Annotated in this window: 10 protein-coding genes and 1 pseudogene; 5 read left to right on the top strand and 6 right to left on the bottom strand. The window is 40.4% G+C overall.

The window, feature by feature from the left end; genetic code table 11:
• Window positions 1-47: 47 nt before the first annotated feature.
• From QWZ07_RS16665 to QWZ07_RS16650, 4 genes are all read right to left on the bottom strand, one after another.
• Window positions 48-1,049, bottom strand: coding sequence for a lipid A deacylase LpxR family protein (locus QWZ07_RS16665; RefSeq protein WP_102514165.1), 1,002 nt, complete (start codon window positions 1,047-1,049; stop codon window positions 48-50).
• Between the two features lie 203 nt (window positions 1,050-1,252).
• Complete coding sequence (locus QWZ07_RS16660) at window positions 1,253-1,510, bottom strand: autonomous glycyl radical cofactor GrcA (RefSeq protein ID WP_353959759.1); 258 nt, start codon at window positions 1,508-1,510, stop codon at window positions 1,253-1,255.
• 708 nt (window positions 1,511-2,218) lie between these two features.
• A complete protein-coding gene (locus tag QWZ07_RS16655) occupies window positions 2,219-2,998 on the bottom strand; it encodes a hypothetical protein (RefSeq protein WP_192853696.1) in 780 nt (259 codons plus the stop codon).
• Window positions 2,999-3,035: 37 nt separating this feature from the next.
• A complete protein-coding gene (locus tag QWZ07_RS16650; protein WP_192853697.1) occupies window positions 3,036-3,902 on the bottom strand; it encodes a restriction endonuclease in 867 nt (288 codons plus the stop codon).
• A gap of 314 nt (window positions 3,903-4,216) precedes the next feature.
• Here QWZ07_RS16650 and QWZ07_RS16645 point away from each other — a divergent pair, with 314 nt between their 5' ends.
• The 5 genes from QWZ07_RS16645 to QWZ07_RS16625 all read left to right on the top strand — a co-directional run bounded on the left by QWZ07_RS16645 (window position 4,217) and on the right by QWZ07_RS16625 (window position 11,936).
• On the top strand, window positions 4,217-4,978 hold the full coding sequence (locus tag QWZ07_RS16645) for an IS5 family transposase (protein ID WP_192854765.1): 762 nt from the start codon (window positions 4,217-4,219) through the stop codon (window positions 4,976-4,978).
• Window positions 4,979-5,391: 413 nt separating this feature from the next.
• On the top strand, window positions 5,392-6,804 hold the full coding sequence (locus QWZ07_RS16640) for a tyrosine-type recombinase/integrase (RefSeq protein ID WP_225998424.1): 1,413 nt from the start codon (window positions 5,392-5,394) through the stop codon (window positions 6,802-6,804).
• Window positions 6,805-6,814: 10 nt separating this feature from the next.
• On the top strand, window positions 6,815-9,220 hold the full coding sequence (locus QWZ07_RS16635; RefSeq protein WP_192852870.1) for a hypothetical protein: 2,406 nt from the start codon (window positions 6,815-6,817) through the stop codon (window positions 9,218-9,220).
• Between the two features lie 39 nt (window positions 9,221-9,259).
• A complete protein-coding gene (locus QWZ07_RS16630) occupies window positions 9,260-11,461 on the top strand; it encodes a site-specific integrase (RefSeq protein ID WP_192852871.1) in 2,202 nt (733 codons plus the stop codon).
• Window positions 11,454-11,936, top strand: a complete 483-nt coding sequence (locus tag QWZ07_RS16625; protein WP_192852872.1) for a hypothetical protein — start codon at window positions 11,454-11,456, stop codon at window positions 11,934-11,936. Before QWZ07_RS16630 ends, QWZ07_RS16625 begins: the two co-directional genes overlap by 8 nt.
• 56 nt (window positions 11,937-11,992) lie before the next feature.
• On the opposite strand, the gene grcA is transcribed toward QWZ07_RS16625, so the two are convergent.
• Complete coding sequence (grcA, locus tag QWZ07_RS16620) at window positions 11,993-12,370, bottom strand: autonomous glycyl radical cofactor GrcA (RefSeq protein WP_102460145.1); 378 nt, start codon at window positions 12,368-12,370, stop codon at window positions 11,993-11,995.
• Between the two features lie 189 nt (window positions 12,371-12,559).
• Window positions 12,560-14,671 (bottom strand): annotated as a pseudogene (pflB, locus tag QWZ07_RS16615) (formate C-acetyltransferase); the annotation flags it as partial.
• Window positions 14,672-14,837 lie beyond the last annotated feature (166 nt).

The following is a 14,837-nucleotide window of genomic DNA, read 5'->3' as shown; positions in this document are numbered from 1 at the left end:
GCCTTTGTTAAACTTGAAAAGTTAAGGACGAAAGCCCTTGCTGGTGGCTAGAAGAATGCAAACATGGTGATGCCGCCAGTGGTGTACATTGATTCTTTCGCTTCTTCGTAATCAGGCGTTTTGGCCGTTAGCGCGAAAGAGGCACCAACATATTGGTTATACCAAGCAAAACCCAGTACGGCTGTCGCTTGGATGTTCTCTAACGTTACGTCGTAGATAGCTGGATCTTGGCTATTTTTATTGGCGTATTCGTCGACACCTGAACGATCACCTTCGATTGTTAGGTCGTTAAATCGGTAACGTCCTTCAAGGCCAGCATAGGTAAACCAACCCGTATTAGATGCGCCAATCATGCCAGCTTTAAATGGGTTTTCAGTGCTGATGTTAGCTGCACCAAAGTTGCCGCCTAAGTCAGTGCCCCAACGGAACATAAAGCCAGTCGAGATATCACTTCTAAAGTTACCCACATTGATCTCTGAAACGTTAGAGATCTCGTAGTCAGTATTCGCCAATGCTTGATTACGCATTAGGTTGAAATGACTTAAATAACCAACGCTCCCCGCCCACTCATCATCAACCTGATATTCCCAACCCATAGGCTCATCTGATTTTGTGATCGAGTGAACCAACTTTTGAGCATCTTCAGACAGCGCACGTTCGCCTGTGGTACCGAAGGTAATGTTAAAACGTTGGGCTTGTTGTGGGTTCAAACTGATGTAGTTAAATTCTGTATGTAGGTAACCTGCGTATGGGCGGTCATTAGCCGATGGCGTTTCTAACTCAATATCAGAAGGCGTATACATCTTGTGGCCAATGGTGATTTCCCATTTATCTAGAGAGCTTGCGCCCCAGTAGGAAAGACTCAATGGTTTCACCCAATTGTATGGCGTAATACTTGACGATGTGTAACCCAGAAATAAGCCATTGGTATAGTCTTGGTCGACACCAAAAATACCATCATTATCTAAAGCAAAAGTTAGCGTAGAACGCTCAGATGCTAAAGATGAAAAAGAGAGAAGGATCAGGGGTAAACAACGCAGGTATTTCATGGAGCAGTTACTCTTAAATTATGAACCAAGATAGTACCGTAATTAGAGTTTAGGTGTGAAAAAAAAGTGAATAGATGACGGGTTTTTTTGCTCAATCTGACGTTTCGTATAGTGAAGACGAAATAATAAATTTCTGGGTGATATAAAAAAGCCCCGCACATTGGCGGGGCTAATATCATTTTACTTGTCTATTAAGCGTGAGCTTATAGAGATTCAGTAAATGTACGTGCGATTACGTCAGCTTGCTGCTCTGTAGTCAGAGAGTTGAAGCGTACAGCGTAACCAGATACACGGATTGTTAGCTGAGGGTATTTCTCTGGGTGCTTAACTGCGTCTTCAAGAGTTTCGCGGTTAAGAACGTTAACGTTAAGGTGTAAAGTTGGGGGTTTGAAATTCACGAAAAAAGTGGAGGTTTTCTCGAAAAAATGATGACTTTCTGTTTTTTGGAAGATAAAAAACAAAAAAAGAAATCTATAGTTGAGCAACCAGAGGTTGAATCCGACCTTAGAACTTTACATGTGATTACAGGTGTAAAAAGTGTAAGTGGAAATCTATTTCTGTGGAATTATGCCTCGAATCGAACATTTCAAGCTGGAAGCTTGGTTGAAAATGGATGGCTTCACCACTGTACGGTGGAGGTAGTTGCATGATCAACACGAGGCTGAATTATTTACACATAATTGGCGCAATATGACCGCTGCTATTCTTTCTGAATGTGAGTTCTCGTTTTTATGAGGAGAGCGCCAAACTCGGCAATCATGCGAGGTGAAGACGCTACTAATTTAAGATTTATTTTTCGATGTATTCAAGACTAACTCACTTTGGTTGTCCTGAGACCCGTTAAGGGTAAGTTTTGATTTTCATTTGACCTATAGTTTACTTACGCAGCTCTTTGTAAAGTTTTACGCAAGAAGTGACTAGCACAACGATTGCCGTTGCGACTCTTACCGCCAAATACACACTGGCTAGATCCATGCTGTATCCTTGTTCTGAGGACTAGCAGAGCCACTCAGTACAAGTCATTGTTATCTGTTGAGAGTTTTACCTCTGTTCGCGGATAATTGCATTCCAACTTTGAAGTTGGGGCGAAGCGACACATTTAAATGGTTAAGTCTAGTGCGTGTCAGTGCTATGAATTAATTGAATAAATAAGTGTCAGAGTTCTTTGCTCAAAGATGTAGTTCCTGCTTCGCGAGGTTTTTAACGTACAGCATTTGTTGATCTATCTCGTTCGATAGCCTTTCATACTCTTCTAATATGTGCTCGTACCATTCCCACATAGAGAGGCTCCCTTGTTCAGAGTTTTCCCATGTATATGAGTTATCTTTGAATTGGTGTGAAACTAGTTCTTTCAGGAAGGAGCTTACCTTTGCTATATCAGGAGATAAGTATATAGACTGTAACTCTATGTTATTGATGGATATATTCAGGTTTTTGATATACTGCTTCTTTTTTAGTTCCAGCTCTGAAACATACTGTTCAGTATTGTATTTTCGATTGAATTTTTCCTTTTCCAATTTAATTTCTTGGTCAGCAGTTTCATAATAGTCTTTGACTTGCTCTTCTGGGTACATGTCTTCATCAATGCCAGAATAGCCACAGTTGTTTATGAAGATTTCGTAGTATGAGCCATCTACGGCCATACGGTCAGAAACATACTCTTTCATATCTAGAAGGTTCTTCCATACTTGGTCGTATGAAGCTTTCTTTGCTGCCCATACCTGCTGCATTGCCCATGACTTGTTTGCTAAATCGTCACGTATGCTTTCCACAATATCTGTATTCTTAATTAGTCTCTCGCGTATATCTTCATTTTCTTCTGCTAAAGCTCGTAGTTTCCCTTTTTCTGGGAGATACCCATTCTTAAGATATCCAGTATAAATCGCCAGAATGATAGCTTGTACCGCAAGAACAATTAAACCTATGACTGAGAAATCGGAAAAATTCATATTATCTCCTTATTGTGAGTTCTGACAGGGCAGCTAACTACTGCTCTTCTGCGAACAGGAGCGAATCGAATTCTTCAATCTGAGAGTCATGTAACAAGTAAACTTGTTGAGAGTCAGCTAACTGGCGTGCAGACTTGGTAAAGTCATTATTTGTTACTACTAGTGCGAGATCTTTTTCATAGTAATCTCTAGCGGAAGAAACTTCTTGAACAGCTTTGTTTCCTACAGGCTTTGAGTACATTTTGCACTGGACTACCATACTAACGCCATATTTTTCAGCTAGTACATCTGCTCCTTGATCTCCTGAGCCGCTAGTAGCGTAAGAGTCCCAACCTAGCTCAGTAAGTCTTTGTGATATCAGTTTCTCATACTCATATGGTGTAATATCATCGTTATCTTCTTGGTAGTTATCTGTATCACTTGAGGTCTCTGCTGCATCCCAAAGCACGGAAAAGACAGCGCTACTCATCCCTAATAGTAAGTCACTTAAGTCATCAGTAAATAAATAGATCTCACCGTCAAATGACTTAGCAAGTTCTTTGTAATAGTTTGGAGCTGATTGATATACGTAGTCTTCAATGGAGTACCTTCTTTTTTTTACAAATTTATCAATTTCCTTGTCAAAATCATCTGTATTTTTATCTCCATACTCATCAACATATGTTAGCTGCCTTTGCTTTCTTAGTAGAGGTTCAACGTAGTTATTTTCGATAAGCCAATACTCAAGTATCGCGGAGTTAATGTGAACAAGAACTATTGATTTGAAATCATCCCCTTCCTTAGTTTTACTTATGTCAAAATCGTGCTGGTTGAATCTTGTCCAAAATCCCTCTCCAGAAGCGATATCTTTGTCTAATTGCGCCAAGATATTTTGTTTAGAAAACTTATCTTCAAATAGAGACATAAATCCTTTTAGCATTTTTTGGTTTCTCTTCTTGCTGTATTATGTAAACAATATAATATTATTCTAAAGGTTAGTCATGTGATCTTGTTCGCATGGTTGTTAGGGAAGGGGCTTTACTAACGAATTGATAGTAAAGATATTATGGGCTTTTTACTGGACTCAGGAATGCATCTTTATAGAAAGGGTGATTCCTGTTTAACAGTGCTTTCCGAACATAGATTACTAGGGCGTGTTGATCTTTCGTGAGTGTTTTTTGAACAGCATGGTAAAGAGTTATAATTTGCTTCGCCAAAAGTAAAACCATAACCAATACCATGCCAAGAACAATGCTAACTGATATTCGCTGGGAACTGCTACTCCAAGTTATGAAAAGTACGGGTCGTATTTACGATAAAACTGAACATCGAATGACATTTGAAGGAATACTTTATCGAATGAGAACAGGCATTCCTTGGCGGGATCTGCCCTCTGAGTTCGGAGAGTGGAGTACCGTTTACAGACGATTTAATCTTTGGTCAAAGAAAGGGGTTTTAGATAAACTTTTCAAAAGCTTATCTAGCATGGCAGATTTTGAATGGGTCTTTCTTGATGGCTCTATAGTTCGAGCGCATCAGCATAGTACAGGTGCAGCGACTGAAAGCTCAGAGCAAATAGGAAAAAGTCGCGGGGGCAACTCAACCAAAATTCACTTAGCCGTGGATAGTGGTGGCCTGCCGATTTGCTTTGATTTATCAGAAGGACAACGCCACGATATAGTGCATGCCGAAAGCTTAGTTGAGCAACTCGATGAAGTGAATACCATCGTTTGTGATAAAGGATATGACAGCGAACCTTTCCGCATTTTTGTTAAGGAACGTGGCGGAGAAACAGTAATTGCTAAACGCAATTACGGACAAGATATAGACAAAGACAGTATGGATTGGTGTCTATACAAGTATCGTCACTTGGTCGAAAATGCCTTTGGGAGAATTAAGCATTATCGAGCTATTTCAATTAGATATGACAAGCTAGAAAGGAATTATGCCAGCATGTTATCGCTGGCATTCATGTTAATGTGGTTACCGATGTATTGTTGAACGCGAAATGTACAGCAAAGATCAACACGCCCTAGCTATTTCACTTTTTTCTTCTACATCTTCCATCGTAACTCCCTTAGCCAAAGGTAAAGCCAAGAGCTACGGCTGTGTGTGAGATATCAACCATTGCAGCTAATTTACGTGGAGACACCTTACCCCCTCTGTTTCCAGTTGGTTATCGCACCTAGAGAACAGTAGTGTTTGTCTATCTTGTGCTGCTGTTACGCAAGCAGTCATCCATTTTCGTGTTCCTTACAACTTTACACATAAGTAAAATTTAATGCGTAAAGTTGCTTATCAAAAGTAGGTCATCAAAATGTGACCAAAGTAGACTGTTTGCCTTTCTTTTCTGTTGCTGCCTTGTGGTTTTTAAATGCTTGGATGTAATATTGAGGTTGGTGGTTTTCTTGGAAATGATGACTATGCATGAAGCTGAATCTTATGGTGAGTGCAAGATTAGACTTGGTTACTTTGAAGTTTGTCTTTATCCCAACCTTGTGGTGAAACAAGAAGATGGCGATGAATATCCAAATTTCAGATTGACAAAGTCAAGAAAAAAAGTGCCTTTGCTAGTCAGGGGAGATGGTCATTTAGACTTTCCTGCAAACCTTTTTCTTAGGGATCGAGCGAAGACAACAAAATCCATTGCGTCAGATGCATATGCTCTCCTGATGTTCGCTAGATGGCTCGATGGTGAGGGCAAGTCGTATAGGGATGTATTCAAAGACCCTGCTGATGGTGTAGTGCATCAGTTTGGTGAAGTGCTTAAAGCTCTGGTGAAAAACAATGCATACCAGAAAGGTCATTTATCACTAAGCACAGCTAAAACATATGCTAGATCTATTGCTCGTTATTACAAGTTTTTGAATAAAGAGGCGATTTTGAAGTGGAGTTCTTCCCGTAAGCCTTTGGAATTCAAGACTACACGTATACCAAGACAAAAAAGAGATGATCTTGGTGAAAATGAGATGCTTAGTCATATAACGAAGAACACCATGATCACAGTCCAGACCAACAGCTTGATGTCTGGCTTTCCCAAGGATATTGATATACCGAGGCATTTGTCTTTAAAGCCGATCACGCAAGAAGATCAAGATATTCTCTACCGATACCTTAACAGCAAGTTAGATCGTGCTTCTGGAAAAGAAAAGCAATTTTATCAGGCAGAAACCCAACAGCTATGGGTTGAACTTGGCATCAAAGGGGGCTTAAGAATCAATGAAATTGCCACATTGAATGAGAGTGCGATTTACCAACCTATGCATAATACTGAAACATGCTCTTTGGTTCTAGATGTCAAGGAAGGAGTTGAAACTAAGAACAGCAAAACCCGCACAACAGAGATACCTACGGAGCTAATGGAACGGCTCTTTGAGTACAAATCATCTGCAATACGAACACAGGCTCTTAAGGATGCAAATGAGAAGGATTCTGAAAATTTAGAACACGACCAGTCAGAGCAGAATATTAATAAGTCAGATGATGATATATCTAATGATGATCCGCGATTATTCATTAGCTCTTACTCAGCAGGCAATTATAGCAAGAAAACAATCCAGAAATTTTGGTCGGGAATCAGAGCTGAAATAAGGATGGAACACCCCAGTTGGTACTACAGATTTCATGACACTAGATCAACGTTTGCCACAGATTTTCTGATCAGAACAGCCTCAAAAAGCAAATTACCCTACAGCTTCCATAGAGGAGAGCTGCAATCGCTCATGGGGCATTCTAAACATACTGAAACTGAAGCTTACGTTAGCTTTTTAGAGGATAAAGAAACGTTTAGGCACATAGCGTCACGACACAACAAATTGGCTGCATAGGAGAAGGCAAATGGCTAAAAGTCCAATACTTGATGTTCTTGGCACTGAACTAACAGCACCTAAACCGATATCAATACCTGACAAAGTTTCATATCAAAATAGAGGCAATACCAGAACGCTAGTTTTAACTGAACTGGATGTGTATAAGCCTACCAGTATCAAATATAAATATATTGAAAAGCTCAAAATTCAGATATTGGATAACATTAGAGCTGAGCAATACAGCCAAGCTAAGAACTTATATTTGGCAGCTAGGCATTATTTACAGTATCTGGACAAAAAGGATATCGACCCTCTCTCCAAAGCTGGTTATCGAGCTTACTTTTCGCGAAAAGGCTTCCTTTGGACGCTAGTTGAGTATGGCAGCAGAACTAAAGCACATAGGTTCATGTATGAAGATGGTGAACCGCTAGGTATTTCTGAAAAAACGGCAGCAGGTAAAAAGCGGTTGTTAAACGTTTTTTTCAAGTCAGTGGGGCTGGATATATTTTCTTGGGATAAGGGATTAAAACAATTCTCTCTAGCTGGATTACCAAAGAAGCCTACTTTCCCCTACTCTCCTAGAGAACATACCGAATCAATTCAAAAGCTTAATGAAATGTTCTTTATTATCGCTCCTTTGCTTATATCTGAGTTTAAAGGTGATACTACGTTCTCAAATTCAACAGAATTCGCGCATAAATTAGTAATAGAGTCTCTTGGGAAGACTAATACACCTTCTGGTTTATCAATGCTTTGCCTTCGAAAAAAAACACCAAGGGCGTTGTTTTCTTTCTGTATGGAGATTGCTTATTACATATTTTGTCATTACACCTCTTTCAACGATTCAGTGGTTGCTAGAGTATGTCGTCCAATCAGCATTACAAAATCAGGCGTAGAGGGCAAGTCATCAAAGTTTGCGAGAATTACAGCCTATAAAGGGCGTGGCAATAAAGTTGTGCAGTCCATGCTCAGTAATGAAATCGCCAACCATGAAGGTGAACTGGAAGCCAGTATTGACAAGCGAAATGGCATAGCTTTTTTACTAATGCTTCAAGAACTATCTGCCACCTTTAATCCTGATGAAAAAGGTTTGCTTATATATGATATTGATGAAGATGGAGAAGTTGTAGAGCTAGCTATTCGTTCAGATCATGATGAAGTTGCGAGGGAGCTTGAGCTGTTCGCTGATATTAGGGTGTCACTTATAGACCGTTTGTCTGAAGCATTTACTGAATTAGTGAAGCATAACAGGGTGCAAACATATAAGAAAACTCTGGCTGATGACCACTACGTGATCAAACATGAGACCAAGTATTATAAGCCAAGCACTAACCAGAGAACTCTAGCAATTCATCGTATAGCAACAGCTATCTTACAGTGCATGACGAGTGATACATTGCGAACAGCTACAATCCCACTAACGTACTCTGATAAAGATGAAAATAATATCGTTACAGTTACCACTAAAGATACTGATGGCAAACAGATAACATTTAAAGTGCCAGTGCAGCATATTGACGCTGTCAAATTGGTGGAAGAACTGGCGTTTGAAAGGAACTCTCCATACCGCTTTACGCGAAACCCCAAAGGCATTAATCAATATACTGGAGAACATATTGACCTTACGGGACAAGAAGAAAGCCAGCGGCCTATAGAGCCAGCCAAAAATCCAGCATATTTATTACCCAAAGGACGGAAACAAGAAACCACGCCTTACAATATGCACCCTGTTGATAGCGAGCTGCTGAGCATGTTGGGCATTAGCACTTCGTATTTTTTTATATCACTTAACTCTAGACGTATCAGGTTAACTAATGCTGACAATGAGTATCTGCAAGGTAATGAGTATTCAGCTCGCTTAATGCTTCAGAACTCCAAAGAGATATTTGAATCAAGGTATGTTAACGGACACCCTGAACGCAACAATGAAATCACTGCTCAGTCTATACAAATCCTAGAAGAAATTGCTAAGGGCGCGGATTTAGAGCTGGCAAAAGATATTGTCAGGAAAGACTGGAAAGTGGATGTATTAACATTTGACGAGTATTTGGCGAAAGGCAAACCCAAAACAAACCCCAACGGAACACATTGCAATGGTAAACCAGACTTTGCAGGCAAAGAGCATAAATTGGCAAAGGCTCAAGCAAAGAAAATGGAGGTATCTGAGGGGGGGGATATAGCCTGTTTCCAGTATGACAAATGTTATGAATGTGGCTCGTGTAAGCTAGTAGAGCATCCATATCAGATCTATAAGTATATTTCTTTTTTGGATTCATTGACTGACACTATTGACAATCATCCAGCAAATGTCGATGAACTAGAAGAACGACTGGATGGACTTGAGAGGGTTTTACAGGAAAATATTAGTGAAGAAGTGATTGAAGAAGCACTAAAAATCATGGAAGAGAAAGGCAGGTATTTCCTGTTTGCTTGACTTTTACAAGACTCAAATGCTGTTAGGAAGGTATTTACAGTGAAAAACATCAAAAGTAAAAGCAATGCTAGAACCGTATCTTACGAAGAGTTTCTTAGCTACTTTGAAGAAGACCACCTAACTGATGTTCTCTTACCTGCTGTACAAAAAGGGGATTGGAAGTCTCTGGAAAAAATGCCTGTACTCAAAGAGAAAGGTACAGGTAAGCAAGTTATGTATTCCTGCAACTCATGGTCAGTCTCAGAGTTTGGCGATGGTTTTCAATCAGAAAGGTTGCTTTTTAATCACAGTACAAAAAAATCATTTGATGGTTACATTTTGCCAACTTGTTTCAGGAACCAAATCAAATGCTTTGCTGCTTGGGAACTTTTTTCAGACACCGTTCCTTATGGATATCAGAACATTTCTGATACGGTTGGTAAGCTTACTCATATTGCCAAAACAGCAATTGATATTGGTCTGGAAGGGTTTCATGAACTCGATATTGATGCGATTTTCAAGATGATTAATGAGCAGGGCTTTACGGTTAACGGTAAAGGAAACAAAACACTGTCAGCCATAAATAGACTTGTTCAAGCTTCTGCGCACATATCCATTGCTATACCGATCCATGAAAAGCTAAAGCCAGAAACATTTAATAAAGTTGTTACCGAATCCGAGCAGTATCCTGTTATCCCACACAGGCAGTTTCTCGAAATGGTAAATACTTCCTCTGATGAAATGCAGAATGCTTTTAAGCACATAGAAGCTCTAAGTGAAGCAACGGAATGTTATCTCGCGGAAACTGATTCGATTAAAGCCGATATAATTCATCGGCTAAGAACTGGAACGCTAAGTCTAACTACGTGTTTAGCTCCAAGTTATAAGGATATGGCATTAAACATACAGAAGTCCTTTTTAGAAGCAGGTATTGCAATAGTTGATAACGAAAAAAATAGTAACGATAAATGGCTTTCTGTGTGGAATGGCTACAAGATTCAGTACAGTTTTGATTGTGTAAAAAAGCACTACCCTGAGTTCAAGGTGGTGATAGGAAGTAGGATCATAAAGGGAAGAAGCCAGTTCAATGATTACTTACGTGAACTTCAAGGACACTGTTGTTTTTTGTGCTGCTCATTAAGTGGTATGCGAATTGGAGAACTATGGGGAGTATCTACAGAATATGGCGCTCAAGACCATATAAAAGTAAAAGGTGGGACAATTTACATGTTTACCACCAAGCAAGAGAAAATTACATTTGATAGTCAGACCAAAGATGACATATATGTTACCAGCAGAACAGGGTTTCGAGCTTATCAGGTGCTTAATTCGATCCATAAGCCATTTAGGAAAAGGTTTAAAGAGGGGGAGTATTCATACTTTTTTGCTGCTCTAAGCGAAGTCTATCATCCTCAACCTATTGGTAAAGTTGGTTTTGGTAAGGTTGTAAACTCAGCAATCAATACAATATATACAGACCTGCTCACGTTAAATTTGAATGACATAGATTTTTTGAAAGCTTCAGAACCTGAGAAGACGTTCAACGTTGGTGATAAATTCCATTTTACTAACCACCAGTGCAGACGTTCTTTTGCTTATTATCTTATTGGTTATGAGTTAATGGATTACCCTCAATTGAAGCAGCAGCTTAGTCATGTTTCGATGGCAATGACAAAATGGTATGCAAGAAATGCATGGTCATTTAAAAAGATTTACACCGAAGTTCAAAACATGCGAAATGCTAAATGCTCAAAATTGATTGCAAGGCTTTACTCGAAGCTTGCGAATAAAGAGCGTCTAGCAGGTGGTCTTGGTACTGGTTTGGTTCGAGATACCATGAAAGACAGAGATTACTTTTCTAAAAGAGAAAACCAAAGAAAGCTAGACGCAACCTATTGGGAAGACCAAATAAAAACAGGAAAAGTCCACATACACGCTATAGGACAAGGCATGTATTGCACAAAAAGAACCTGTGCAATGAGGGCATCCATTGACCTTTCTGAATGTGTTGGTTGCGCATGGGATATCATAGAAGATGCCTTAACAGCAGAATCATTGCGAATGACAGCCATGAGAAACATCATATTGCTATTGGATAGCAATGAACTGAACAGAAGTAGTGCTACCAAGTACCTTCTTGATATTCGCTCAGCGGAAAAAATACTTCAGGATCTTGATTTTGAGCATGAAGTTTACGAGGTTCCAGATGAGCTGTTGGCGATAATTGATGGTAACGAGAACGTGGAGGTGGTTAATGTCTAATGCTTTGGAAAAATATATCAATGCGATAGATGCTATTCGCTATGGTACATATACATCAAAGACGTTACTCAACAGAAAGACCGTTAAATTGAACTACAATACAGTAGAAATTGAAGCGGGAGTAACACGAGGTGCATTAAAAAAGCACCCAAACATCATGGAGAAGATTGATCTTATCAATGCGGGAAAAGATGGTGAGCAACAGGAACGCCAAGATGAGGTTGATAAAAGAGACGAAAAGTACAGCGAGTTAAGAGAACAAGTTGAACTGTTAAACAATAAGTTGGAAAGTCGAGACCAGTTGCTTGAGGAACAAGAAGATACTCTCAAGGGCTTGCAAGAGAATGAATTTCATCTCATATCGGCACTATTCGATTGCGTTCCCTTCAATGAGCGCGATAAGTTGTTTGAGAATGCTGATAAGGAAGAGAGCGGTGGCAAGATTGTTCGGTTTGGGCAACCAGAAGAGAGATAGCTAATGTATGAAAAAGCCACAGATTTTAACCGTGGCTTTTTACTATGTGCTAAATCTTAAAGAGATTCTGTAAATGTACGAGCAATAACGTCACGCTGCTGCTCTGGAGTCAGAGAGTTAAAGCGTACAGCATAACCTGATACACGGATAGTTAGCTGAGGGTAGTTCTCAGGGTGTGCTACAGCGTCCTCTAGAGTCTCTCTTTTCAAGACATTGACGTTCAGGTGCTGACCACCTTCGATCCTCGGAGCAGTTTCGATTGCCACTTCACGGCTTTCGAATTCACCCAGTGCATCGACAGCAACAACTTGGTCTGCTTCGTAACCTGAAGCTGCTGCTACGCAACGTGCTTCGTTCTTCTCTGTGTCTAGCAGCCAGATTGAATTGATTAGTTCGTCATTTGCTGCTTTTGAAATTTGAATACCTTGGATCATAATATTTACCTTCTAAAGTTGACTTAATTTTGATGACTTTTTTATTCTTGGAGGTCATCATTTTTACTTTTTTGATGACCTATTTAAAAGTGTGCTCTAAAATCATTTTGATGACCTGATTACTTATTGTTTTTACAGGTAAAAATGCCTTTAGGTCAGACTTTTTAAAGGAGTTAACTACCAACTATATAGGTGTTGACCACCTTCAATGCCAGCTTCGTGGTGGAAGTAACCATCCATTAGGCCTGCAAGGTTAGCACGTTGGCTGTCTTGTTCTTTACCTAGTGCGTTTGGCACGATAGAGAACGTGTAAGAGATACCATCTTGTGCGTCAGCAAACGGTAGTTTACCTACAGACGTTAGTGAAGCTACAGCGCCTTTCTCATCACGACCGTGCATTGGGTTTGCACCAGGAGCGAAAGGAGCGCCAGCACGACGACCGTCTGGAGTGTTACCTGTTTTCTTACCGTAAACCACGTTAGACGTGATAGTAAGAACTGACTGTGTAGGGATAGAGTTACGGTAAGTCTTAAGCTTACGGATCTTGTTCATGAACGTAGAAACTAGTTCACAAGCAATATCATCTACACGAGAGTCGTTGTTACCGTATTTAGGGTAATCGCCTTCGATTTCGAAGTCAGTTGCGATACCGTCTTCATCACGGATTGGCTTCACTTTAGCAAACTTAATTGCAGACAGTGAGTCAGCAGCAACAGACAGACCAGCAATACCACAAGCCATAGTACGACGAACGTCACGGTCATGAAGAGCCATTAGAGACGCTTCGTAGCTGTACTTGTCGTGCATGTAGTGGATGCTGTTTAGCGCAGTCACGTATTGCTTAGCTAACCAGTCCATGAATGTGTCTAGGCGACCCATTACGTCATCGTAGTTAAGTACTTCGTCAGTGATCTTGTCGCCAACTGGGCCAACTTGCATTTTAAGCTTCTCATCAACGCCGCCGTTGATTGCGTAAAGCATAGTTTTTGCAAGGTTAGCACGAGCGCCGAAGAACTGCATTTGCTTACCAACGATCATTGGTGATACACAACAAGCGATTGCGTAATCATCAGAATCAAGGTCAGGACGCATTAGGTCATCATTTTCGTACTGGATAGAAGAAGTATCGATAGATACCTTCGCACAGAAACGTTTGAAGCCGTCAGGCAGTTGCTCAGACCAAAGAACAGTGATGTTTGGCTCTGGAGAAGGACCCATTGTGTATAGAGAGTTAAGGAAACGGAAGTTCGAACGCGTTACTAGCGTACGACCGTCGATGCCCATACCACCCATAGACTCTGTTGCCCAGATTGGGTCGCCAGAGAATAGCTCATCGTACTCAGGAGTACGTAGGAAACGAACCATACGCAGCTTCATTACGAAGTGGTCGATCATTTCTTGAGCTTGGTCTTCTGTGATTTTACCAGCAGCGATATCACGCTCTAGGTAGATGTCTAGGAAAGTCGAAGTACGACCTAGAGACATTGCAGCGCCATTTTGAGATTTAACAGCAGCTAGGTAGCCGAAGTAAGTCCACTGAATCGCTTCTTGAGCAGATTGAGCTGGCTCAGAGATATCGAAGCCGTAAGTCGCTGCCATTTGTTTGATTTGACCTAGAGCACGATGTTGCTCAGAGATCTCTTCACGCAGTTGCATTGTAGCTGCAAGATCTTCGCCGTTCTCGAAACGCTCTTGTAGAGAAGCGAATTGAGCTGCTTTGTCTTTCATTAGGAAATCAATACCGTAAAGTGCTACGCGACGGTAATCACCAATGATACGACCACGGCCGTAAGCATCAGGAAGACCAGTCAGAACACCAGACTTACGACATTTTAGGATATCAGGCGTGTAGATATCGAAAACACCAGCGTTGTGTGTTTTACGGTATTCTGAATAGATTTTTGAAACCATCGGGTCAAGAGTTTCACCGTATGCTTTACAAGAACCTTCAACCATACGTACACCACCGTTAGGGATGATTGCACGTTTTAGTGGTTTTTCAGTTTGTAGACCAACAATTGTTTCAAGGTCTTTTTGGATGTAGCCCGCATCATGAGAAGTGATGGTAGAGATAACAGAAGTATCGAAATCTACAGGTGCTTTAGTTGCGTTTTCCTGTTTGATACCTTCCATTACCGAAGCCCAAAGCGTATTAGTCGCCTCAGTACCTTCAGAAACTAGGAAAGACTCGTCGCCTTCATATGGCGTGTAGTTCTTTTGAATGAAATCACGAACGTTTACTTCGCTTTGCCACTCACCTGCAGCAAAATCTTCCCAAGCTTTAGCAAATTGCTCTGCCATGACATACCTACCTTTTTAGTAGAAAAAATTCGTACTTAACACTGTTGAGCCAGCGCCCCTCGTAAGGGTAGTACACTCTTATTAATAACAATATATATGAGCATATAAGCTTCATATGGTTATATATATTGTCACTACTTTTTATATGTTGTCTTTACTCTATGAA

The sequence above is a fragment of the Vibrio lentus genome (assembly GCF_030409755.1).
Classification (GTDB): Bacteria; Pseudomonadota; Gammaproteobacteria; order Enterobacterales; family Vibrionaceae; genus Vibrio; species Vibrio lentus.
This window is presented reverse-complemented; position numbering and strand designations above follow the sequence as displayed.

What these genes read in the sequence shown, in the direction of transcription:
- QWZ07_RS16665 (WP_102514165.1), bottom strand. Translation starts at nt 1,049, where the DNA reads ATGAAATACCTGCGTTGTTTACCCCTGATCCTTCTCTCTTTTTCATCT.
- QWZ07_RS16655 (WP_192853696.1), bottom strand. Translation starts at nt 2,998, where the DNA reads ATGAATTTTTCCGATTTCTCAGTCATAGGTTTAATTGTTCTTGCGGTA.
- QWZ07_RS16650 (WP_192853697.1), bottom strand. Translation starts at nt 3,902, where the DNA reads ATGTCTCTATTTGAAGATAAGTTTTCTAAACAAAATATCTTGGCGCAA.
- QWZ07_RS16645 (WP_192854765.1), top strand. Translation starts at nt 4,217, where the DNA reads ATGCCAAGAACAATGCTAACTGATATTCGCTGGGAACTGCTACTCCAA.
- QWZ07_RS16640 (WP_225998424.1), top strand. Translation starts at nt 5,392, where the DNA reads ATGATGACTATGCATGAAGCTGAATCTTATGGTGAGTGCAAGATTAGA.
- QWZ07_RS16635 (WP_192852870.1), top strand. Translation starts at nt 6,815, where the DNA reads ATGGCTAAAAGTCCAATACTTGATGTTCTTGGCACTGAACTAACAGCA.
- QWZ07_RS16625 (WP_192852872.1), top strand. Translation starts at nt 11,454, where the DNA reads ATGTCTAATGCTTTGGAAAAATATATCAATGCGATAGATGCTATTCGC.
- grcA (WP_102460145.1), bottom strand. Translation starts at nt 12,370, where the DNA reads ATGATCCAAGGTATTCAAATTTCAAAAGCAGCAAATGACGAACTAATC.